Source organism: Thauera sp. 2A1, assembly GCF_009469595.2.
In the GTDB taxonomy this organism is placed as follows: Bacteria; Pseudomonadota; Gammaproteobacteria; order Burkholderiales; family Rhodocyclaceae; genus Thauera.
The window spans coordinates 70591-91671 of sequence record NZ_SSXV01000011.1; the positions used below are offsets into that span (position 1 = coordinate 70591).

A 21081-nucleotide genomic window follows, 5' to 3' on the forward strand; every position below is an offset into this window, starting at 1 on the left:
AGCGCCTGCCGCCGCGCGGCACGCGCTTCAGCCCGCCTGCTACCAGCCCAGCCCTTTGCGCAAGGCGATCAGCACGCCCATGCCGAGAATGAAGGGCAGCCAGGGGTTGCGCGTGCGCAGCGCGATGGCGACGATCACCGCCCCCGCCACCAGCTTCGGGTTGAAGGCCTGGAAATGGCCGTGGTCCAGCAGCAGGTCGGGCACGATCAACGCCGCCAGCGCCGAGGCCGGCGCATAGCGCAGCGCGCGCTGCACCGTCGGCGGCAGACGGCCCTTCTCGCCGATCAGGATGAAGCTGCCGCGGGTGATCACCGTCGTCAGCGCCAGCGCGACGAAGGTGATCCACAGCCAAACGCCTTCGATCATCGCGCCGCCCTCCGTTCCTGCCAGTGTTCGGCGGCGAAGCCCGCTGCGATGCCGAGCGCGATCGCCACGAACAGCCCCAGCCGCAGCGGCATGCCGCGCAGCAACACGGTGCCGAGCCCGCCCACCAGCGCGGCGAGCAGCATCGGCCGCGTCCTCACCATGGGCACCAGCATGATCATCAGCGCGATCGTGGCCATGAACTCCAGCGACCAGTCCTGCGGCACCGCGCCGGCACCGAGCACGCCCACCAGCGCACACACCTGCCACAGCGCCCAGCCATACAGCGACGGCACCAGGTAGCAGCCCCAGCGCCACTGCGGGTCATCGGACGAGCGCAACTTCTCGGACACCGCTGCGAACACGCCGTCGGTCAGCAGGTAGCTGCTCGCCAGCCGGCGCGCCAGCGAGTGGTCGTGGAAGGCCGGCGCGATCGCCGCGCTGAAGATCACGAAGCGCAGGTTCAGCACCAGCCCGGTGAGGAAGATCAGCCACAGCGGCGCGCCTGAGGCGATCAGCGGCAGCGTGCCGAGCTGTGCGGTGGCGGCGAACACCAGCAGGCTCATGCCCATGGACTCGAGCTCGGAGAGGCCGATCGAGCGCATCGCGATGCCGGTCACGATCGCCCACGGGACGAGGCCGACCGAGATCGGCAGGAAGGCGCGCATGCCCTCGCGGGCACCGCTGCGGAAAGCGGAATCCATCGACAGAAAGTTCAGCCCTTGTTCGCCAGCGCGACGAAGTCGGCCTTCTCCATCAGCCACGACACGACGAAGCCGGCGACCAGACCCCAGAATGCGGCGCCGATGTTGAAGATGCCGATGTCGGTGACGGTGACGAGCAGGCTCACCAGCGCGCCCAGCGTGAACTTGCCGCTGCCGAACGAACCGATGAACGAGCCCTGCAGCACGCGCAGCATGGCCAGGCCGCCGAGCGCCATGATGAATTCCTTGGGCGTGGCCAGCATCAGGCCGGTGAAGGTCGGCGCCATCAGGCCGAACAGCACGCCGAACGCGCCGAAGGTCAGCGCCGCGGTGTACTGCCGCTCGAGCTTGCCCGAGGACGTCAGCAGCGCGTTGCTCGGGCCGGTCAGGCAGGTGCTGACCGCGCCGACGGCGGCGCTGAAGAAGGCACCGATGCCGCAGGCCACCGCGATGGCATTGACCGGCGGCTCATGCTTGGCGCCCTTCAGCACGGCGACGCCCTGCCCGTTCTGCACCACCAGCACGGTGATGGCGAGCGGCACCACGAGCTCGACCAGCGCCCCCACCGACCACACCGGCGCCTGCACCACCGGCGCGGCAAAGGCGAAGCTGCCCAGCGCGCTGGTGTCGAGCTGACCGAGCAGGCCCACCGCCAGCGCGCCGACCAGGAGCGACCCGATCAGCGGCGGCATGCGCTTGCCCAGCGCCGGGCTCGCCGACAGCGCGAGGAAGGCGATCACCATGGGCGCGGCGACGGCGACGTTGCTGTGCAGCGAACGCACCAGGTCGAGGCCGAAGCGCAGGAACACGCCGGCCACCATGCCCATCACGATCGGCATGGGCAGCGCGGACATCAGCCGCTTCACCCAGCCGCTGGCGCCCATCACCAGCACCAGCAGGCTGGTGGCGTAGAACGCGCCGATCACCTCGGCGAAGCTCAGATGCTGCAGCGCCGGCCCGACCAGCACGGTGCCGGGAATGGTCCACGCGAAGCCCAGCGGCGATTTGTAGCGCCAGCTCATGGCGATGGTGACGAGGCCATTGACGAAGAACACGCCGAATACCCAGGAGGCCAGTTCCGCCTGCGACAGGCCGCCGCGCGTGCCCACCGACAGGATGATGGCGAGCGGCCCTGTGGCCGAGAAGATGAAGGCGATCAGGCCGTTGGCGAAATAGGTCAGGCCGTAGTCGGAAAAGATCTGGCGCAGGCGTGGCGCCTGCAGGCTGGGACGTTCGAGTTGGGCGAGCATGGGTTTGGTCTCGATTCCTTGGGCATGGTGCATTGCCGCAAATTATCGTTATTTGCCCGTCGATGATAAACAACCAGATCGACGCATCACTGTTTTGACCAACAAAACAATCCGGGTGCTGCGCTGGCGCCTCTGCAGGCGCCGACTTACCGGCGCGGCGCCTTGCGCAGCATGTGCGGCGGCAGCACGCCGCGCTCGCCGCTGTCCAGCGTCACGCCATAGGCGATCTCGGGCCCGCGCGGCCCGGCGAGCTGGCTGAGGTGGGTCACCCGGCCGCGCACCCAGGCCGGACCCGAACGCGCATAGACGACCTCGCCCACCGCGAAGCTGTGCGCCATCGCCACCGCCGGGTGCGGCGCGCGCAGCGCCGGTGGCTGCGCCATGGGCGCCTGCACTGTCGGCGCGCTGCGCGCCGTGCCGCGCCCCTCGGGACACAGCACCTCCCACTGCTGGGCGATGCCGAGACCGCCGCTGGCGTTGTCGCGACCGACGATGCGGCCATTGCGGTCGCGCCAGCGCGTGCGGCCGCCACCGATGTCGCTGTTGTCCCAGCGCCCGGCGAGGGTGTAGGTCTCGCCGTCGACGGCGGTGATGCGGCCGCGGGTGCAGTCAGCCGACGCACGATAGGTGGCCTTCGCTTCCGGTGAGGACAGCTCGCGCTGCACGCAGCCGCGGTCGCCCGGCGCCCAGTTTTCGCACCAGCCCTGGATTTCCTCGCGCGTCACGCGCGCTTCGGCGCGTGCGTTCTGCGTGCCGATGCCCGACTTGGAGAAGACGCTTGGCGACCAATGCTTGCTGCCCAGCGACAGCCACTCCCCGCTCGCCGCCAGCGCCGCCCCGCACAGGCAGGCAAGCGTGGCTCCCACAATCGCCCTGATGCGCATCTTCGCCTCCTTCCACCCGGTCATGCGCCCGCGCGCCCCTCCCCTCTCCTCGCCGCCGATCCACGCGCGCCGAGGCCCGGCTTTCAGACTAGTCGATGGAGGACGCCTGCGCCGCACCGGCTACGCGGCGCGGACGAAACTGGCGCGTGTCGCGGTAGTACTCGGCCTGTTCGCTGTCCGGCGTCACCCCGGGGATGCCCAGCAGCGGCAACGGCGACAGGTCGCGCGGCGCGGCGATGCCTGCCGGCCCGCGCAGATGGTCGGCGAGCCAGCAGTCGGTCTCCGCCTGACGCTCGGCCGCGTCGAGCGCCAGCCAGGCCGGCTCGACCACGCGATAGATGACCTTCGCGCACAGGCCGAAGAAGGGCGCGCGCAGTTGATCCCAGGTGGCGTGGCCGACGACGAGGAAGCGGGAGCTGCGCAGCACGGCCTCGCGGCGGCGCCAGAACACCTCTTCCCACTCGTGCGCCGCGAGCAGCGCCGGGATCTCCGCGTCGGCGGACACGACCACCAGGCCGCATTCGTCGAACTGCGTCAGCGCATCGCGGCGGCGCCCGCGCCCGGGCAGACCGGCCGCCTCGCGGGCACGCAGTTCCTCGATGTGCAGCGTGTTGCACGCCGCCTTGGTGCGTGGCCACACGCACCAGGCGAGCGCATTGAAGAAGTCGTGCCAGTCGTCCGGCCGGGTCGGCACTTCGCCGGTGGCGTGGATATGCGCCTCATAGCCATCCACTTCGCCCTCGGGCGCGACGAAGCGGATCGGCTGCCCCGCGCCGCTCACCGCTGGGGGCGCGACGCTGCGCAGCAGGGCGGTGAGCCGGGCGGAGTCAGGCAGCCCCGCACCGGCGCAGGCCGCCAGCAACCGGGAGATCGGTTCGAACAGCGGGCGCCCGGCGTAGGCCGCCGGCCCTGGCGAGGCGCTCACTCCGCTCATCGCCGTCCGCAGGGATGGCGGTCGGCGCCGCAGCGGTCGAAGTCGCCCAGCGGACGGTTGAAGGTGTATTCGAACGGCGCGGCAATCCATTCGCGCGCGGTGTCCTCGGTGCTGCCGCTGGGCAGGGTGAAGGGCAGCGCCAGCACGAAGCCCGCCGTGCCGATCACGGTGGCGACGATGCCCAGCGGCCGCACCACCACCAGGTCGACCGCCATGTCGCCGCCGCGGTCGCCGGTGACGGTGTCGCGCGGCTGTGCGACGACCGGCGCGGTGAAGCACAGCATTAATGCGGCGGCGAGGGCGAACGCCGGCCTTCTGCTCCATCGATGCGCTTTCATGACTGCTCCTGCATGTTGCTGTTGCATATCGACTTCCCGCTTCGTCCTTGCCGCGGCGCGATGGCCTTCGCATCCCGGCCTGCCGCCTGGCGTACACTCGCGCTCATCCCGTTCCCGCTGCGTGGACCATGCACTCGCCCGCCAATTCCGCCCAGGCTTCCGACCGTCCGCTGTCGCGCTCGGTGTTCCGCATTCCCGGCATGGACTGCCCGTCCGAGGAACAGATGATCCGCCTGCGGCTGGCCGACGCGCCAGTCACGGCGCTGGATTTCGACCTGCCGGGACGGCGCCTGACGGTCGACCATGAGGGCGAGGCCACCGCCATCCTCACGCCGCTGCTGCCGCTGGGCTTCGGCGCCGAGCTGGTCGAGACCGGCCCCTTGCCTGCCGACGCAGCGCCGGCGGCTGCCACGACCGACGACGCTGCGCAGACGCGCGTGCTGTGGTGGCTGCTGGCGATCAACGCGGCGATGTTCGTGGTGGAGATCGTCGCCGGCTGGTGGGCGCGCTCGACCGGACTCATCGCCGATGCGCTCGACATGTTCGCCGACGCCGCGGTGTACGGCGTGGCGCTGTTCGCGGTGGGGCGTTCCGCCGCACACAAGCTGGGCGCCGCGCGGCTGGCGGGCATGCTCGAATTGCTGCTGGCGCTGGGCGCGCTGTCGGAAGTGGTGCGCCGCATGGCCGCCGGCAGCCTGCCCGAGGCCCCGGCGATGATCGGCATCTCGCTGCTGGCGCTGGCGGCCAACGTCGCCTGCCTGTTGATGCTGGCGCGCCATCGTGACGGCGGCGCCCACATGCGCGCGAGCTACATCTTCTCGGCCAACGACGTCATCGCCAACCTCGGCGTGATCGCCGCCGGCGTACTGGTGAGCCTGACGGCCAGCCCGTGGCCGGACTGGATCATCGGCACCCTCATCGCGCTGGTGGTGCTCGCCGGCGCCATCCGCATCCTGCGCATGCGCTGAAGCGCAGTGGCGCCTCCGCTCAGTGCTGCGCGAACACCGCGGTGCGGCCCTCGCGATCAAAGCTGACGACATCGTAGCGTTCGGCCGGGAACGGGCCCTCCATGCCGGGCGAGCCCTGCGGCATGCCCGGTGCCGGCAACCCCGCCACCGCCGGCTTTTCCGCCAGCAAGCGCTTCACGTCGGCGGCCGGCACATGGCCCTCGATCACGTAGCCGCCGACCTTGGCGGTGTGGCAGGAGCCCAGCGCCTGCGGCACGCCGGCCGCGTGCTTGACCGCGGCCATCTGCGGCGTGGCCACTTCCTTCACCCGGAAGCCGCTGGCGCGCATGTGCTCGGCCCATTTGCCGCAGCAGCCGCAGTTCGGATCCTTGTACATGGTGACGTCCTCGCCTGCGGCGAAGGCCGGCGGCATGCCCAGGACGGCGGCGAGGAACAGCCCGGCGAGCAGGTGCCGCGGCGTGCGCTCGAGCGCGAGGCGACGGGGGAATCGAGGTTTCATGCGCTTATCTCCACAAAATGGTCAATGCAGGTCGGTCACTTCTGGTCGGCGGCCGCCTGCGCCTGGCGCGGGCCATGTAGCGGCAGGCTCAGGGTGAAGCGCGTCGCTCCGGCGTCCGAGCTTGCCGTCACCCGCCCGCCATGCGCCTCGACGATGGAGCGGGTGATCGCCAGCCCCAGCCCGGCCCCTTCGCCGCGGTCGCGGCGACCGGCGCCCGCGCGATGGAATCGCTCGAAGATACGCGTCAGCTCCTCGCCGGGGATCGGCTCGCCGGGATTGGACACCGCGATCAGCGCTTCGTCTCCCTCGCGCCCGATGTCGATGGCGACCATGCCGCCCGATGGCGTGTGGCGCAGCGCATTCGACAGCAGGTTGGAAAGCGCCCGACGCAGCATCAGGCGGTCGCCGCTCACCGCGACGCCCCCCTCCGCCGCATGCACTTCGATGCGCACCCCGCCCTCCTCCGCCAGCGCCTCGTAGAACTCGGCCAGCGCGCGCGCCTCGTCGGCCAGCGTGACGGTTTCGACCGGCAGCGGGAGGCGGCCGTTCTCGGCCTGGGCGAGGAACAGCATGTCGCCCACCATGCGCGCGATGCGTTCGTACTCTTCCAGGTTGGAGCCGAGCACCTCGCGGTATTCGTCGGCGCTGCGTGCCTGCGACAGCGCCACTGCGGTCTGCGTCATCAGGTTGGAGATCGGCGTGCGCAGCTCGTGGGCGATGTCGGCGGAGAAATCCGTCAGCCGCCGGAAAGACGACTGCAGGCGGTTGAGCATGCCGTTGAAGGCGTCCACCAGCTCGCGCACCTCGGCCGGCGCATCGCGCCCGTCCAGACGCTGGTCGAGGTGGTCGGCCGACAGGCCGCGCGCGGTCGCGGTGACGCGGCGCAGCGGCGCCAGGCCGCGGTGCGCGGCGAACCAGCCGAGCAGCGCTGCCGCCACCGCCGCTAAGGCGATGCCGAGCCACAAGCGCTTGCGCACCGAATCGAGAAAATGCTGGTGGTGCGACACGTCGATCGCAAGCAGCACGCGCAGTTCGCGGTGCCCGTCGGCGGCGTCCGCCGGTAGCGGCAGGACAAACTGCGATTCATGGCCAAGATACTGCTGCCCGCCTATCCACCACGCCGCGCCGGTGGCCGACAGCGGCACACCGCCGGCCTGCGCGGGTGCGAAAGCCTGCGGATGAAAGGCGTAGATCACGGCCCCCTCGGCATTGCGGATCAGCACCGCGACCGCGTCGTGGCCGACCAGCGCGTCGTCCAGCCGCTGCGGCAGCGCCTCCAGCGCCGCGGGCGAATCGACGCGCTGCAGCAAATTGGCGATCAGCGTCATCTTGCCCCACAGCTCGTGTTCGTCGAGCTCGAGGAAGTGCGACTCGGCCGCCTGTCCGAGCACCACCGCAACCACCACCAGCAGGCCGGCAGTGGCTGCGGCGAACAGCAGCGCCAGGCGCGCGGTGAGCGACAGCCTCACGCCGACGGCTCCGCCACGTCGAGCACGTAGCCCATGCCACGCACGGTGCGGATCAGCTTCGGCTCGAACGGCTCGTCCATCTTGGCGCGCAGCCGCCGCACCGCGACTTCGATGACGTTGGTGTCGCTGTCGAAATTCATGTCCCACACCTGCGAGGCGATCAGCGAGCGCGGCAGCACTTCGCCCTGGCGGCGCAGCAGCAGCTCGAGCAAGGCGAACTCCTTGGCGGTGAGGTCGATGCGGACGCCGCCGCGCGTCACCCGCCGGCGCAGCAGGTCGAGCTCCAGGTCGGCCGCGCGCAGCACCTCGGGCTCGCGCGCCTTGCCACGGCGCAGCAGCGTGCGCACCCGCGCCAGCAGCTCGGAAAAGGCGAACGGCTTCACCAGGTAGTCGTCGGCGCCCAGCTCCAGCCCGCGCACACGGTCCTCCACCTGGTCGCGCGCGGTCAGGAACAGCACCGGCATGTCGTGCCCGCCGCGGCGCACCGTCTGCAGCACGCCCCAGCCGTCCAGCGAGGGCAGCATCACGTCCAGCACGACGAGGTCGTAGTCGCCGGTCAGCGCCAGATGCAGGCCGTCCAGCCCGTCGCGCACCAGGTCGACGACGAAGCCGGCCTCGCTCAGGCCCTGGCGCAGGTAGTCGCCCGTCTTGGGCTCGTCTTCGACGATCAGGATCTTCACCGCGGTCTCGTGTCGGTTCGTGCAGGCAGCTTGCGGGGTGAATTGTGCCTTGCACCGCGAGGCCCGGCCGCAGGATTACAAAGATGTAATCGCGACGTCAGTTTGGGGTCTGGGTTGCCGCGCGAATTTCGCATTCCAACTTGATCGTCGTAGCATCGACACGGCGACAGCACGCACGACATGAAGCGCATTGCCGCGATGCCGGTCTCGAATTGAAACCCTGATCCTCATGCCGCAGGAAGGAGTCGCATACGTGGGAAAAGTACGATCTTTTGGCATCGAGGACGGTGAACGCATCGGCCCCTACCGTGTGCTCGAGAATGTGGGTCGCGGGTGGGAGGGCGAAGTGTACAAGGTCGTCGAAGTCCCGACCGATGCCGTGCGCGCGCTGAAATTGTTCCGAACGGATGAGCTCGATTCGATTCGTCATCTGATCCACACCGCGTGGTACTACGAGCAACTTCGATGGACCCAGCACGTTCCCATCTACCATCACTACGGTCAGTGGTTTCTCGACGATGACAATGGCTGCTGGTTCCTGGTCTTCGAGTTCATCGACGGTGTGCCGCTGTCCGCGCTCAAGCGGCCGACGGCCAAGGACTTCCTGAAACTCGCCCGCGCGGTGGCGACCGTCCACGCGGCGGGATACGGAGTGGGTGATTTCTCGTCGCTGACCAACGCCTTCGTGCGCAAATCGAACGGCGCGATCGTCTTCGTCGATTGCGACCCCGGCGAACCCGATGCACCCAACGCGGACTTTCGGGAAGACTGCCTTGTCGAGTTGCCGGATGCGGCAAACGCGATGTTCGGGGAGGCTCTGCCCAAGAAGGTCGCCCGCTTGCTTGCCGGCCTCAAGGCGCACAAGCGCTTCAACGAGACAACCCTTGCGGAAGAACTCTCGCGCCTTGCCGTCTAGCAGGCTTTGTCGCGGGTGTCACCGCCCGCCGACTCGGGCTGCGGAGCGCGATCCGTTCGAGCACATCGGTGCGAGAGAGCTGGTCGTTTCCCCGCTCGCTGCCCCTACCTGCGGGCGGAGCTTCGCGGCGGTGACGGAAATGTAATCTGCGGGTCAGCTCCTCGACAGCCTCCAAGGCGTAGGCTTCAAACCGAGGCCGTGGTATTGCGAGGCCGTCTGCGCGCGGGAGGCCGAATTGAAGAACTGGTTGCTTTCAGTGTGCGCGTCATTGCGCGCGTGGTGCCGCGAGAACGAGCGGGCACACAGGGCGGCGCCGGTTTCGCCGTGCTGCTCCGCACCGCCGCCGGCTGCGGGACACCATTCGCGCCCTTGCGGAGACCGTTCATGAGCACACATCACGACTCGCACGCAGACCACCGCCATGCGCGCGGTGCCCCCTCCGGTCATGAAGGCGGCCACGACGGCGGCGGTCATGGCGCTGCGCCTGCCGCCGCGGCGGAACCCGACAAGGATCCGGTATGCGGCATGACGGTCAAGCAGGACTCGTCGTGGCGGGCAGTGCACGCCGGCCATACCTATCGCTTCTGCAGCGCGAACTGCCTGCAGAAGTTCGAGGCCGAACCCGCGAAGTATCTGCAACCGGCAGCAGCGGTGCCTGCTGCATCGAAGAGTGCCGAAACGTCGGGCACAGAATACACCTGCCCGATGCACCCGGAAATCCGCCAGATCGGCCCCGGCACCTGCCCCAAATGCGGCATGGCGCTGGAGCCGGTGATGCCGGGGGGCGAAGGGGGCGAAGAGGGAGAGAACCCGGAGCTGGCCGATTTCCGCCAACGATTCTGGTGGACCTTGCCGCTCACCGTGCTGGTCACGCTGATCGCGATGTCCGGCGGTCTGTTCGACCGCCTGCTCGGCGCCGGTCGCCCCTGGGTTGAGCTGGCGCTTGCGACGCCGGTGGTGCTGTGGTCGGGCTGGCCCTTCTTCGTGCGCTGCGTGCAGTCGATCCGCAATCGCAGCCCCAACATGTGGACGCTGATCGGCATCGGCACCGGCTCCGCCTATGTGTATAGCCTCATCGCCACGGCGGCACCCGACCTGTTTCCGCCCTCGTTCCGCATGGGGGCACATGTCGCGGTCTATTTCGAAGCGGCGGCGGTGATCATCTCGCTGACCCTGCTCGGTCAAGTCATGGAGCTGAAGGCGCGCTCCGAGACCGGCGCCGCAATCAAGGCCCTGCTCGGCCTGGCGCCGAAAACCGCGCGCCGCATCCGCGCCGACGGCGGCGAGGAGGATATCCCACTCGCCCATGTGCATCCCGGCGACCGCCTGCGGGTGCGGCCCGGCGAGAAGGTGCCGGTCGACGGCGCGGTGGTCGAAGGCGAAAGCGCGGTTGATGAATCCATGCTCACCGGCGAACCGATGCCGGTGACGAAGCGCCCCGGCGACAAGCTGATCGGCGCCACGCTCAACACCAGCGGCGCGCTGGTGATGTTGGCAGAGAAGATCGGCGCGCAGACGGTACTGTCGCAGATCGTGCAGATGGTCGCGCAGGCGCAGCGCTCGCGGGCGCCGATGCAGCGCCTGGCCGACGTCGTCGCCGGCTGGTTCGTGATCGGCGTGGTGACGATCGCGGTGACCACGCTGCTGGTGTGGGGCTTGTTCGGCCCGCAACCGAGCTGGGCCTACGGCCTGATCAATGCGGTGGCGGTGCTGATCATCGCCTGCCCGTGCGCGCTCGGCTTGGCGACGCCGATGTCGGTGATGGTCGCCACCGGCAAGGCAGCCACGCACGGCGTGCTGTTCCGCGACGCCGCCGCGATCGAATCGCTGCGCAAGGTCGATACGCTGATTGTGGACAAGACCGGCACCCTCACCGAGGGCCGGCCCGCGTTCCACGGCGTTGCCGCGGCAAACGGCTGGAGCGAGGCCGACGTGTTGCGCATCGCTGCCAGTCTCGACCAGGGCAGCGAGCATCCGCTCGCCCACGCCATCGTCGCTGAGGCGAAGCTGCGCTCCCTGGCGCTGAGCACGGCGGAAAGCTTCGAATCGTCTTCCGGGATCGGCGTGCGCGGCACCGTCGACGGCCGACGGGTCGTCCTCGGCAATACCGCGCTGATGGAAGACGAACAGGTCGCGTGGCAAGCGCTCGCAGAACGCGCCGAAGCCCTGCGCCTGGAAGGCGCCAGCGTGATGTACCTCGCCGTCGATGGCCAGGCGGCGGGCTTGCTCGCGGTCGCCGACCCGGTCAAGGCCACCACGCCGGCCGCGCTGCAGGCGCTGCGCGATAGCGGGCTGCGCATCATCATGGCGACCGGCGACGGCCTTACCACCGCGCGCGCAGTCGGCGCCCGACTGGGCATCGACGAAGTCTTCGGCGAGGTCAAGCCGGCGGACAAGAACGACCTGGTCGCGAAGCTGCAGGGCGAGGGCTGCGTCGTCGCAATGGCGGGCGACGGCATCAACGACGCCCCGGCGCTCGCCCGCGCCCACGTCGGCATCGCGATGGGCACCGGCACCGACGTCGCGATGAACAGCGCACACCTGACGCTGGTGAAAGGCGACCTGCGCGGTATCGCCACCGCGCGCAACATATCCGTCGCCACGGTGCGCAACATGCACCAGAACCTCCTTTTCGCCCTGCTCTACAACGCACTGGGCGTACCGATCGCGGCCGGTGTGCTGTATCCGGTCTTTGGTCTGCTGCTGTCACCGATGATCGCCGCGCTGGCGATGAGCTTCAGTTCGGCGTCGGTCGTCGGCAATGCATTGCGGCTGCGCCGGGCGGAGGTATAGGCGCGACATCGCTGGGAGCTTTGGTCATGGAACTCGGACTCGACAACCGCGTGCAGGTCCGTTCGGCAATCTCACCGGCAGGATTTTTCCAATGACTGGGCCACCGGGCTTACCCATTGCGCGCCCGGAGATCGGCTCGAATCAGCATTACAAAGATGTAATCGAAGGGTCAGCCTGCCGACGGCATGGAGGAATCAAGATGGCAACGCGGCGGAGGTATCCGTCGCGCCCGTCGTCGCATCCCGTTCATCCCCACGGAGGTCGATCATGAAACGCCAGCTTTCCGCACCCGGTTTGATGCCGGTGCTTGCAATATCTCTTGCCCTGCTCGCCGGGCCGGTTGCTGCTCAGGGCACCGGCGCGGGTGCCATGCGCCAGACTCAGGAATGGGCGCCAGCCGCCAGTGTCCCGGCGCTGCAGGTGCGCATGAAGGCGATCCGCGAAGCGACCGACCCCGAACGCCGCATGGCGCTGATGGAAGAACAGATCAAGGCCTTGGAAACCGCCTCGCAAGCGGTGACGCAGCCCTGTCCGATGGGCGGTCCGATGGGTGGTCCGATGGGCATACCGATGCAAGGTGGCCGCGGCCCCGGGACCGGGCCGGGCGCAGCAGGCGGCATGATGATGATGGACCCGACGCTGATGCAGGAGCACATGAAGATGATGCAGCAGCACCTCGACATGATGCAGCGGATGATGAAGGCGCCGGCCCCGGCTTCCCCGCCGGCGACGAAGTAGCGGCTGCGGCGAAGGCGGGGGCGGAACGCCCGCCCTCTGCGCCCGATAAAGAACAAAAAACGGATCATCCCAATGCACAGAGAACGCATCCTCCGCGTCGCCGGAGGCATCGGTCTTGGGCTCGGCATCGTGTTGGGCGCCCAGGCCGCCGATACCGCATCCGCTATCCCCGAACGCCCGGTCACGGCTGCGCCGCCACGGGCTGAAGGCGGGACGCGGGCCGAGACGGTGATCTTGCCTCCCTACCAGTCGCCGCTCGAAACCTACCGGCCTTACCGGCCGGACGAGCCGATGCGCCCATGGCGTGAGGTGAACGACGAAGCGGGCAGCCTGGGCGGGCACGCGGGGCAGCTTGACCGCAGGGCCCGCCCGGGAGCGCAGCCATGAGGCGGGCCTTGCCGTTGTCCGCGATGGCCGCGATCGTCCTGACCGGCTGTGCAGGCGTGACCATCGACGAGAACTACCGGGAAGTCCAGCGCTTCGCACAGACGCAGGCGGGGAGCGAGGTGCGATGGCTGCGCTCCGACGAGGAACGGGCCTCGATGAGCGCCGAGGTCGATCGCCTGCTGGAAAGACCGTTGGCGATGGATGACGCGGTCCGCATCGCGCTGGGCTACAGCCCCGCGTTCCAGGTGCTGCTGGCGGAGGCGGCCTCCGCCTCGGCCGAGGCCACCCAGTCGGCCCGCATGCCCAACCCGGTGTTCAGCTTCGAGCGCTTGCTGCGTTCGGGTGGCGGCGAGCGCGAACTCGACATTGGCCGCTCGCTGAGCGTCTCGCTGCTCGATCTCCTGCTCCTGCCCGCACGCCTCGAGCGCGCCGAGTTCCGCCAGCAGCAGAGCCGGCTGCAGGCCTCGAGCGCGCTGCTGAGCACCGTCACCGAGGTGCGCCAGACCTGGATCGATGCGGTCGCCGCGCGCCAGATCGCGCGCTACCGGGAAGATGTGGCCGCGGCGGCCGGGACGACGGCCGAACTCGCACGCCGGATGCAGGCCGCCGGCAACTTCAGCCGCCTGCAACGCGCCCGCGAACAGGCGCTGTCGGCCGAATCGGTGGCGGCCGTCGTGCGTGCGCGCCAGAACGCGGCTGCCGCGCGTGAAGCCCTGGTGCGGCGCCTGGGGCTCACCCCGACCCAGGCCCTCGCGCTGAAACTGCCCGATCGCCTGCCCGAACTGCCCAAGGCGCCGATGGACGAAGCGACCGCCGGCAAGGTGCTGCTCGACGAACGGCTCGACCTGCGCATCGCACGTACCGAGCTCGACCGCACGGCGAAGGAACTGGGACTGACGCGCGTGACCAGTGTCGTGAACGGCCTGCATCTGTCGGGCGTCAGCAACAGCGAAACCGGACAGCCGACCCAGAAGGGCTTCGAGGTCGAACTGCCGCTGCCGCTGTTCGACTTCGGCGATGCGGCGCGCTCGGGCGGTCAGGCGCGTTACCTCGCGGCCTTCAATCGCACCGTCCGGGTTGCCCGCGATGCCGCTTCGCAGGTGCGCACGACCTACGACGGCTATCGCAGCGCCCATGATCTGGCGCGTCATTACCGCGACGAGATCGTCCCGCTGCGGCAGAGCATCGTCGACGAGTCGGTGCTGCAATACAACGGCATGCTGATCGGCGTATTCGACCTGCTCGCCGAAAGCCGTGCCCAGATCGCGAGCGTGGTGCAGGCGATCGAAGCCGAGCGCGACTTCTGGCGCGCCGACGCCGCCCTGCGGGCCAGCCTGCTGGGGCAGCCGATCACCCCGCTCGTCCTTCAAGCCAGCGAAGCCCCGGCGGCAGCCAGCGGCGGCCATTGAGAAACCCGGAGACCCTCATGTCGAACCGACGTCAGTTCCTCGCCGGTGCCGGCCTGCTGGCCGCCGCCGGCGCCGTCAGCCGGGTGGCGATGGCCGCCCTGCCCGAACCGGTGATCCAGTCGAGTGCCGCCACTGCCGCGCCGCTGCTCCCGCGAGGCGTGACCGGCGCGGGCCGCCCCTACGACCCGGTGGTCACGCTCAACGGCTGGACCGCGCCGTGGCGCATGAACGCCGGCGTGAAGGAGTTCCACCTCGTCGCAGAGCCGGTCGAGCGCGAGATCGCGCCCGGCATGGTGGCGCGGCTGTGGGGCTACAACGGCCAGTCGCCGGGGCCGACGATCGAGGTGGTGGAAGGCGACCGCGTGCGCATCTTCGTCACCAACCGCCTGCCCGAGCACACCACCATCCACTGGCACGGCCAGCGCCTGCCCAATGGCATGGACGGGGTGGGCGGCCTCAACCAGCCGCAGATCCCGCCGGGCAAGACCTTCGTCTACGAGTTCGTCGCCCGCCGCCCCGGCACCTTCATGTACCACCCGCACGCCGACGAGATGGTGCAGATGGCGATGGGCATGATGGGCTTCTGGGTCACCCATCCGCGCGCACCGCATCCGCACATCGCGCGCGTCGACCGCGACTTCTGCTTCCTGCTCAACGCCTACGACATCGAGCCAGGCAGCTACGTGCCGAAGGTGAACACCATGCTCGAGTTCAATCTGTGGACCTGGAACAGCCGCGCCTTTCCCGGCATCGACTCGCTCAATGTGCGCAAGGGCGACCGCGTGCGCGTGCGCATCGGCAACCTGACGATGACCAATCACCCTATCCACATCCATGGTCACGAGTTCGAGGTCACCGGCACCGACGGCGGGCCGACTCGCCCCGAATCACGCTGGTCCGAGGTCACCACCGATATCGCGGTGGGCCAGATGCGGCAGATCGAGTTCATCGCCGACGAGGAAGGCGACTGGGCGATGCACTGCCACAAGTCGCACCACACCATGAACGCGATGGGCCACGGCGTGCCGACCATGATCGGCGTCGACCACCGCGGCCTGGTCGAGGGCATCCAGAAGCTGGTGCCCGACTACATGCTGATGGGCGAGCGCGGCATGGCCGACATGGGCGAGATGGAGATGCCGCTGCCCGACAACACGCTGCCGATGATGACCGGCCAGGGGCCGTTCGGCGCGGTGGAGATGGGCGGCATGTTCACCGTGCTGAAGGTACGCCGCGAACAGAAGCCGGGCGACTATTCCGACCCGGGCTGGTTCCGCCATCCGCCCGGCACCGTCGCCCACGAGTGGACCGGCGCACCGCTGGCCGAAGCGCCGCGCAGCCGCTCGGCCGGCGGCCGGGCGATGCGGCGCGTGCAGGACGCGCCGACGGTCGAGATGCAGGTGCGCAAGCCGGCCGGGCATGAAGGGCATTGACTGGCCCCGCATGCCACGACGAGCACGACGAGAACGACGAGAACGACGAGAGCGACGAGAACGACGAGGAATCGAACCCGAACATGCGGAGACCCGAATGAAGACCCGTCGCACCTTTCTCGCCCTCGGCCTCGCCGCGGGCGTTGCCACGCTGTTCGCCCCGGGCCGCCGTGCCCTGGCCCACGGCGATGCTGCCCACCCCGCGCAAAGGACGGGCCCGGTCGTGCGCGAGCAGCAGGACTGGGGCATCGCCGGCGAGGCGAAGGCGGTGCGCCGCACCATCCCGATCACGATGAGCGACGACATGCGCTTCACCCCGGACCACATCGAGGCGAAGCGCGGTGAAACAGTGCGTTTCACCCATCGCAATGTCGGCAAGGTCATGCATGAGATGGTGATCGGCACGCCGGCCGCACTCGCGGAACATGCGGCGCTGATGGAGAAGTTTCCGGAAATGGAGCACGAGGAGCCGTGGATGGCCCATGTGGCACCCGGCGGAAAGGGCGAGATCGTGTGGCAGTTCAACCGCGCCGGGGCGTTCGAGTTCGCCTGCCTGATTCCCGGGCACTATCAGGCGGGGATGAGGGGAACGATCGTCGTCAGGCCCTGAACACGCGCCGCGCTCCTCCCCTGCCGTCAGGAGTGCCGATGACGATGGTGCGCGTCGGGGAAATGCGGATGTACGTGCCGCAGCGGTTCGTGGGTATGCACATGCCGATGGGGCTCGCTGCCGTCCCAGTCGAAGTCGTGGGTGTGGCGATGGTGCGCGTCATGCACATGCAGGTGGTCGTGCGTGATCGCCGCGTGAGTGTGCTCGTGCGCGTGACGTTCGGTGAGGTGCAGCCACACGCCCACCGCCATCAGCCCGCCGGCCGCGACGAGCGCCCCGGTCAGCGGCTCGCCGAGCAGCACGGCGAGCGCCGCGCCGAAGAACGGGGCGATGCCGAAATAGGCGCCGGTGCGCGCGGTGCCGAGTTCGCGCAGGCCGACGACGAAGAGCGCGAGGCTGGCGCCATAGGCGAACAGGCCGACACCCATCGCCGCCAGGGCCGCGACCGGTGCCGGCAGCGCGGCACCCGCAGCCAGCGCGATGCCGAGATTGACCGTGCCGGCCACGAGGCCCTTGACCGAGGCGATCCAGGTGGGGTCGGCGAGCGATACGCGGCGCGTGAGGTTGTTGTCGATGGCCCAGCCCAGGCAGGCGCCGAGAACGAGCAGCGTCGGCACGATGCCGCCGAAGCCGGCCACCCCGCCGCTGCTCCTCGCCGGCCAGCTCAGCACCAGCGCGCCGGCGACGATGGCGAGCAGGCCGAGGGCGATGCGCCGATCCACGCCCTCGCGGAACACGGCCCAGGCGATCAGCGCGGTGAACACGGCTTCGGCGTTGAGCAGCAGCGAGGCGCCGGCGGCGGGCATGGCGGCGAGCCCGGACATCAGCAGCACCGGGGCGACGACGCCGCCGGCGAACACCGCAGCGGCAAACCAGCCGGCCTCGGCCGGCGCGAGGCGCACCTTGGGCACGCGCACGATCGCTCGGTAGAGGGCGAGGCCGAGCCCTGAGCCGAGATAGAGCAGGCTGGCCAGCATCCAGGGGTCGATGTCGCGCAGCAGCAGCTTGGCGAGCGGCGTGCCCGCGCCGAACAGCAGCGCGGCAGCGAGTGCGGCGCGTACGCCGCGCGAGGCGAGATGGGGCAGAAAGGGCATGCGTGAGGGTGGCGTGAGGGTGGGCGGCGTTGTGTTGGCGCGTGGACGCGTGCTGGACGTTATTCTTGACGCTGCGGGGTGGATAGCCAATCTGACAAAAATGTAATGCTCGTGTCAGCCGTGCGTCCCCAAGCAAGCGGCACACTGGCGTCAGTTTCCATTTTCTGTGGAGTTCGACATGAAGATCGCCTTTTCCGTTTCGGCGCTGAGCCTTGCGCTGCTGGTTTCCGTTCCTGCCCACGCCGCGAACGAGCACGACGCGCACCACACGCCCGCACCGGCCACCGCCGGCGCGGTGGCCGAGTTGTCCGAGGGCACGGTGAAGAAGGTGGACAAGGCGGCGGGCAAGCTGACGATCTCCCATGGCCCGCTGAAGAGCCTGGATATGCCGGCGATGACGATGGTGTTCCGCGCAGCCGATGCGGCGATGCTGGACAAGGTGAAGGCGGGCGACCGCATCCGCTTCGATGCGACCCGCGTGGGCGGGGCCTACACGGTGACGGTGCTGGAAGTTGCACAGTGATGTCTTGTCGTTGAGCTGGGTGCGCGGCCTGGAGAGCGGGCGGGGTGTCCATTCCGCGGGCTGCGGAACTCGCCCTCGCTTCGCTCGGTGCTCGGACAGTCCTCGCCCGCTCCATGGACACCCCGCCCGCTCTCCTGACCTGCGGTTCCCTTAAGGCTCCCTCCAGGCCGGTCGAACGCGGCTAACGATTCGTCGGCGAACTTCCTCCTCATGAAATTGCAACCTGCACGGCGGCACAGGGCACGCTCCCTTCTCGGCGCACTTGCCTGCGGCGCCTCGTTCGCCGCAGCGCCGGCGCTCGCGGACGCGGACGCGACTCTTCTCGGTGCGGACGTGGGCAGCCTGATCGAGCACGCACGCACCAGCAATCCGATGTTCGCCGTCGAGCGGGCCGAGGCGGCGGCGGCGCGCGAGCGCGTCGGCGCAGCGGGCGCGCTGCCGGATCCGACCTTCCAGGTCGAGCTGATGGACTTCACCAACGAGATGCGCGGCGGCTCGACCTCGCTGGTACCAGGCCAGGTGGGCGAGACGCGCTATCGCATCACGCAGCCGCTGCCGGGCTGGGGCAAGCGCGAGCTGGAGGCGCAGGCGGCGGGGGCGCTGGCCGGCAAGGCGGAGGCGACGCGAGAGGCGGCGTGGCTGGCCCTGGTGGCGGAGATCAGGTCGGCGTGGCTGCGCTACTACATGGCCGACCGGGAGGCGGTGCTGGGACGCAATGCGCTGGCGCTGCTGCAGGGCTTGGAGGAGACGACGCTGGCGCGCTACCGCACCGGCCTGCTGCCGCAGGCGGCGGTGCTGCGGGCGCAGCGCGAACTCACGGCGCAGCGGGTGGCGCTGGTGGCGGTGGAACAGCGCCGGCAAGGCGCGGCGGCAGCGCTGAATGCCTTGCTCGCGCGTGCAGCGAATGCGCCGCTGGCAGCGCCGGGCGAGTTGCCGCCGCTGCCAGCGGTGCCGCCGTTCGCCGAGCTGATCGAGCGCGCCCGCGGCTTCAGCCCGACACTGGCGGCCGAAGATCGCGGCATGGAAGCGGCGCGGCTGCAGCGCGAGCGCACCTGGCGCGAGCGCTACCCCGACTTCGCCGTCGGGCTGACGAACAACCGGCCACGCGGCGGCGAGCAGTCGTGGGACCTGATGTTCGAGGTGATGATCCCGCTGCAGCAGTCGGCGCGCCGGGCGCGCGAGCGCGAGGCCCTGCACATGGAAGAGGCGGCCGGAGCGCGGCGCGCGGCGGCCGAGGCGACGCTGCTGGGCGAGCTTGGCCGTGCGCATTCCACGCTCACCGGCGGACGCGACACGGCGCGCCTGCTGCGCGGCACCTTGCTGCCGCAGGCCGAGGCGACGCGCGACGCGACGCGGGCGGCGTTCGCCAACGCGCGCGTGGATTTCGACTCGGTGCTCGACGCCGAGCGCCAGTTGATCGACACCCGCATGGCGCTGCTGCAGGCCGAGGTCGATGCGCGCATGGCGCTCGCCGACATGGAAAAACTGACCGGAGAGATCAAGTGAAGCCCGCCCTGCAACTCACACTGGCCGCCACGGCGGTCGCGCTGGCGCTGGGCGCCGGCTACTGGGCGGGTAGCCGCAACGCGGGCGACGCCCATCCCGCCGCGCCGGCAACCACGCCCGCCGCCAGCCAGGCTGCCGGCTCGTCCTCCGCATCCTCAGCCCCCGCGAGCACCGCCGGCGCACGCAAGATCCTCTTCTACCGCAACCCGATGGGCCTGCCCGACACCTCGCCGGTGCCGAAGAAGGATTCGATGGGCATGGACTACATCCCCGTCTATGCGGATGACAAGCCCGACGATGCCGGCGTGGTGGTGGTGAGCCCGGCGCGCGTGCAGACGCTGGGCGTGAAGACCGCGCTCGCCGCGGAAGGGGTGGTGGACGCGGCGGTGCGCGCGGTGGGCCGGGTGGAGATCGACGAGCGTGCGGTGGTGCAGGTGGCGCCGCGCTTCGAAGGCTGGATCGAGCGCCTGCACGTGAATGCCGTGGGCGACCCGGTGCGCCGCGGCCAGCCGCTGTTCACCGTGTACAGCCCGGAGCTGCAGTCGGCCGGCGAGGAGCTGCGCATCGCCGAGCGCCTGCAGCGCGACGCCGCGGCGAGCGATCCGGCGGCGGCGGAATCCGCGCGCCGGCTCGCCGAAGCGACGCGCGCCCGACTGCGCAACATGGAGGTCGCCGGCCAGGCGGGACAGCGCCAGACCTTCGCCTCACCGGCCAACGGCGTGGTGCTGGAAAAGAACGCGGTGCAAGGCGCACGCTTCATGCCCGGCGAGGCGATCTACCGCATCGCCGACCTGTCGACGGTGTGGGTGATCGCCGACATCTTCGAGCAGGACCTGGCGCGCGTGCGCGTAGGGCAGACCGCCACGGTGACGATCCCTGCCTTCCCCGGCCAGACCTTCGCGGCGAAGGTCGGCTACCTTTACCCCACGCTCGACACCGCGACGCGCAGCACGCGGGTGCGCCTGGAACTGGCCAATCGCGACGGGCAACTGCGCCCGGGCATGTTCGCCCAGGTGGAGCTCGCGGCGGGCAACAGCGTGCCGCGCGTGACCGTGCCGGCCTCGGCGGTCATCGACGACGGCGTGCGCCAGGTCGTGCTGCTGGCGCTGGACGAGGGCCGCTTCAAGCCGCAGCCGGTGAAGCTCGGCGCCCGCGGCCGTGACCTCGTCGAAGTGCGCGAAGGCCTCCGCGCCGGCGACCGGGTGGTCGTGTCGGCGAATTTCCTGATCGACTCGGAGAGCCAGTTGAAGGCGGCGCTGTCCAATCTCACCGACGCCGATCCCCAGCCGTCCGGCCCTGCCGCCACCGGCGCGCAAACCCACCGCGCCGACGGCACCGTCGATGCGATCGATGCCGCCGCCAACAGCGTGACCATCACCCACGGCGAGGTCGCGTCGCTCAACTGGCCGGCGATGACCATGGACTTCACGCTGGCCGACCCCGGCCTGCTCAAGGGCATCGTGCCGGGCCTGCCGGTCCGCTTCGACTTTGCCGAGCGCGCCCCGGGCGAATACGTGATCGTCCGCCTCGAGCGCAGCTCGGCGGCCCAGGCACCGGCCGCCGGCGCACACCAGGGCCACTGA

At 69.8% G+C, this 21081-nt stretch carries 21 protein-coding genes; 11 read left to right on the forward strand and 10 right to left on the reverse strand.

Going from position 1 to position 21081, the window contains the following annotated elements; genetic code table 11:
- Positions 1-39: 39 nt before the first annotated feature.
- The 6 genes from GH664_RS11930 to GH664_RS11955 all read right to left on the reverse strand — a co-directional run bounded on the left by GH664_RS11930 (position 40) and on the right by GH664_RS11955 (position 4473).
- Positions 40-366: an AzlD domain-containing protein gene (locus tag GH664_RS11930; protein WP_153168294.1), complete on the reverse strand. Its 327-nt coding sequence runs from the start codon at positions 364-366 to the stop codon at positions 40-42.
- Positions 363-1067 carry an AzlC family ABC transporter permease gene (locus GH664_RS11935; RefSeq protein WP_153168295.1) on the reverse strand — a complete coding sequence of 235 codons (705 nt, stop codon included), beginning with the start codon at positions 1065-1067 and terminating at the stop codon, positions 363-365. The genes GH664_RS11930 and GH664_RS11935 overlap by 4 nt, the downstream gene beginning before the upstream one ends.
- An 11-nt stretch (positions 1068-1078) precedes the next feature.
- Positions 1079-2317 (reverse strand): benzoate/H(+) symporter BenE family transporter, encoded by a 1239-nt coding sequence (locus GH664_RS11940; protein ID WP_153168296.1) that lies wholly within the window; start codon positions 2315-2317, stop codon positions 1079-1081.
- 146 nt (positions 2318-2463) lie between these two features.
- A complete protein-coding gene (locus tag GH664_RS11945; protein ID WP_256219469.1) occupies positions 2464-3225 on the reverse strand; it encodes a hypothetical protein in 762 nt (253 codons plus the stop codon).
- 64 nt (positions 3226-3289) lie between these two features.
- Positions 3290-4135 carry a DUF3025 domain-containing protein gene (locus GH664_RS11950; RefSeq protein ID WP_153168298.1) on the reverse strand — a complete coding sequence of 282 codons (846 nt, stop codon included), beginning with the start codon at positions 4133-4135 and terminating at the stop codon, positions 3290-3292.
- Positions 4132-4473, reverse strand: coding sequence for a hypothetical protein (locus tag GH664_RS11955; RefSeq protein ID WP_153168299.1), 342 nt, complete (start codon positions 4471-4473; stop codon positions 4132-4134). Before GH664_RS11955 ends, GH664_RS11950 begins: the two co-directional genes overlap by 4 nt.
- A 128-nt stretch (positions 4474-4601) precedes the next feature.
- Between GH664_RS11955 and GH664_RS11960 the strand changes: the two genes are divergently transcribed.
- A complete protein-coding gene (locus GH664_RS11960; RefSeq protein WP_153168300.1) occupies positions 4602-5441 on the forward strand; it encodes a cation transporter in 840 nt (279 codons plus the stop codon).
- A gap of 19 nt (positions 5442-5460) precedes the next feature.
- Here the strand turns inward: GH664_RS11960 and GH664_RS11965 are convergent, their stop codons facing one another.
- Genes GH664_RS11965 through GH664_RS11975 form a run of 3 tightly spaced genes read right to left on the reverse strand, consistent with a single transcriptional unit; the run spans position 5461 to position 8089 of the window.
- Positions 5461-5940: a DUF411 domain-containing protein gene (locus GH664_RS11965; protein WP_153168301.1), complete on the reverse strand. Its 480-nt coding sequence runs from the start codon at positions 5938-5940 to the stop codon at positions 5461-5463.
- Between the two features lie 35 nt (positions 5941-5975).
- Positions 5976-7409: a heavy metal sensor histidine kinase gene (locus GH664_RS11970; protein WP_153168302.1), complete on the reverse strand. Its 1434-nt coding sequence runs from the start codon at positions 7407-7409 to the stop codon at positions 5976-5978.
- Positions 7406-8089 carry a heavy metal response regulator transcription factor gene (locus tag GH664_RS11975; RefSeq protein WP_153168303.1) on the reverse strand — a complete coding sequence of 228 codons (684 nt, stop codon included), beginning with the start codon at positions 8087-8089 and terminating at the stop codon, positions 7406-7408. Before GH664_RS11975 ends, GH664_RS11970 begins: the two co-directional genes overlap by 4 nt.
- 346 nt (positions 8090-8435) lie before the next feature.
- Between GH664_RS11975 and GH664_RS11980 the strand changes: the two genes are divergently transcribed.
- From GH664_RS11980 to GH664_RS12010, 7 genes are all read left to right on the forward strand, one after another.
- Positions 8436-9005, forward strand: a complete 570-nt coding sequence (locus tag GH664_RS11980; RefSeq protein ID WP_153168304.1) for a hypothetical protein — start codon at positions 8436-8438, stop codon at positions 9003-9005.
- Between the two features lie 384 nt (positions 9006-9389).
- Positions 9390-11798 carry a heavy metal translocating P-type ATPase gene (locus tag GH664_RS11985; protein WP_153168305.1) on the forward strand — a complete coding sequence of 803 codons (2409 nt, stop codon included), beginning with the start codon at positions 9390-9392 and terminating at the stop codon, positions 11796-11798.
- A gap of 267 nt (positions 11799-12065) precedes the next feature.
- Positions 12066-12536, forward strand: coding sequence for a hypothetical protein (locus GH664_RS11990; RefSeq protein WP_153168306.1), 471 nt, complete (start codon positions 12066-12068; stop codon positions 12534-12536).
- A gap of 72 nt (positions 12537-12608) precedes the next feature.
- A complete protein-coding gene (locus GH664_RS11995; protein ID WP_153168307.1) occupies positions 12609-12923 on the forward strand; it encodes a hydrolase in 315 nt (104 codons plus the stop codon).
- Entirely contained in the window at positions 12920-14332 is a 1413-nt protein-coding gene (locus GH664_RS12000) for a TolC family protein (RefSeq protein WP_153168308.1), read from the forward strand. Before GH664_RS11995 ends, GH664_RS12000 begins: the two co-directional genes overlap by 4 nt.
- A gap of 17 nt (positions 14333-14349) precedes the next feature.
- Entirely contained in the window at positions 14350-15765 is a 1416-nt protein-coding gene (locus GH664_RS12005) for a multicopper oxidase family protein (RefSeq protein ID WP_153168309.1), read from the forward strand.
- Between the two features lie 97 nt (positions 15766-15862).
- Positions 15863-16375 (forward strand): plastocyanin/azurin family copper-binding protein, encoded by a 513-nt coding sequence (locus GH664_RS12010; protein WP_153168310.1) that lies wholly within the window; start codon positions 15863-15865, stop codon positions 16373-16375.
- 26 nt (positions 16376-16401) lie between these two features.
- Here GH664_RS12010 and GH664_RS12015 read toward each other — a convergent pair whose 3' ends face one another.
- Positions 16402-17469, reverse strand: a complete 1068-nt coding sequence (locus tag GH664_RS12015) for a DMT family transporter (RefSeq protein WP_153168311.1) — start codon at positions 17467-17469, stop codon at positions 16402-16404.
- A 178-nt stretch (positions 17470-17647) separates the two neighbouring features.
- On the opposite strand from GH664_RS12015, the gene GH664_RS12020 reads away from it, so the two are divergent.
- From GH664_RS12020 to GH664_RS12030, 3 genes are all read left to right on the forward strand, one after another.
- Positions 17648-17992, forward strand: a complete 345-nt coding sequence (locus tag GH664_RS12020; RefSeq protein ID WP_153168312.1) for a copper-binding protein — start codon at positions 17648-17650, stop codon at positions 17990-17992.
- A gap of 210 nt (positions 17993-18202) precedes the next feature.
- Positions 18203-19498 (forward strand): TolC family protein, encoded by a 1296-nt coding sequence (locus GH664_RS12025; RefSeq protein ID WP_153168313.1) that lies wholly within the window; start codon positions 18203-18205, stop codon positions 19496-19498.
- Positions 19495-21081 carry an efflux RND transporter periplasmic adaptor subunit gene (locus GH664_RS12030; RefSeq protein ID WP_153168314.1) on the forward strand — a complete coding sequence of 529 codons (1587 nt, stop codon included), beginning with the start codon at positions 19495-19497 and terminating at the stop codon, positions 21079-21081. The genes GH664_RS12025 and GH664_RS12030 overlap by 4 nt, the downstream gene beginning before the upstream one ends.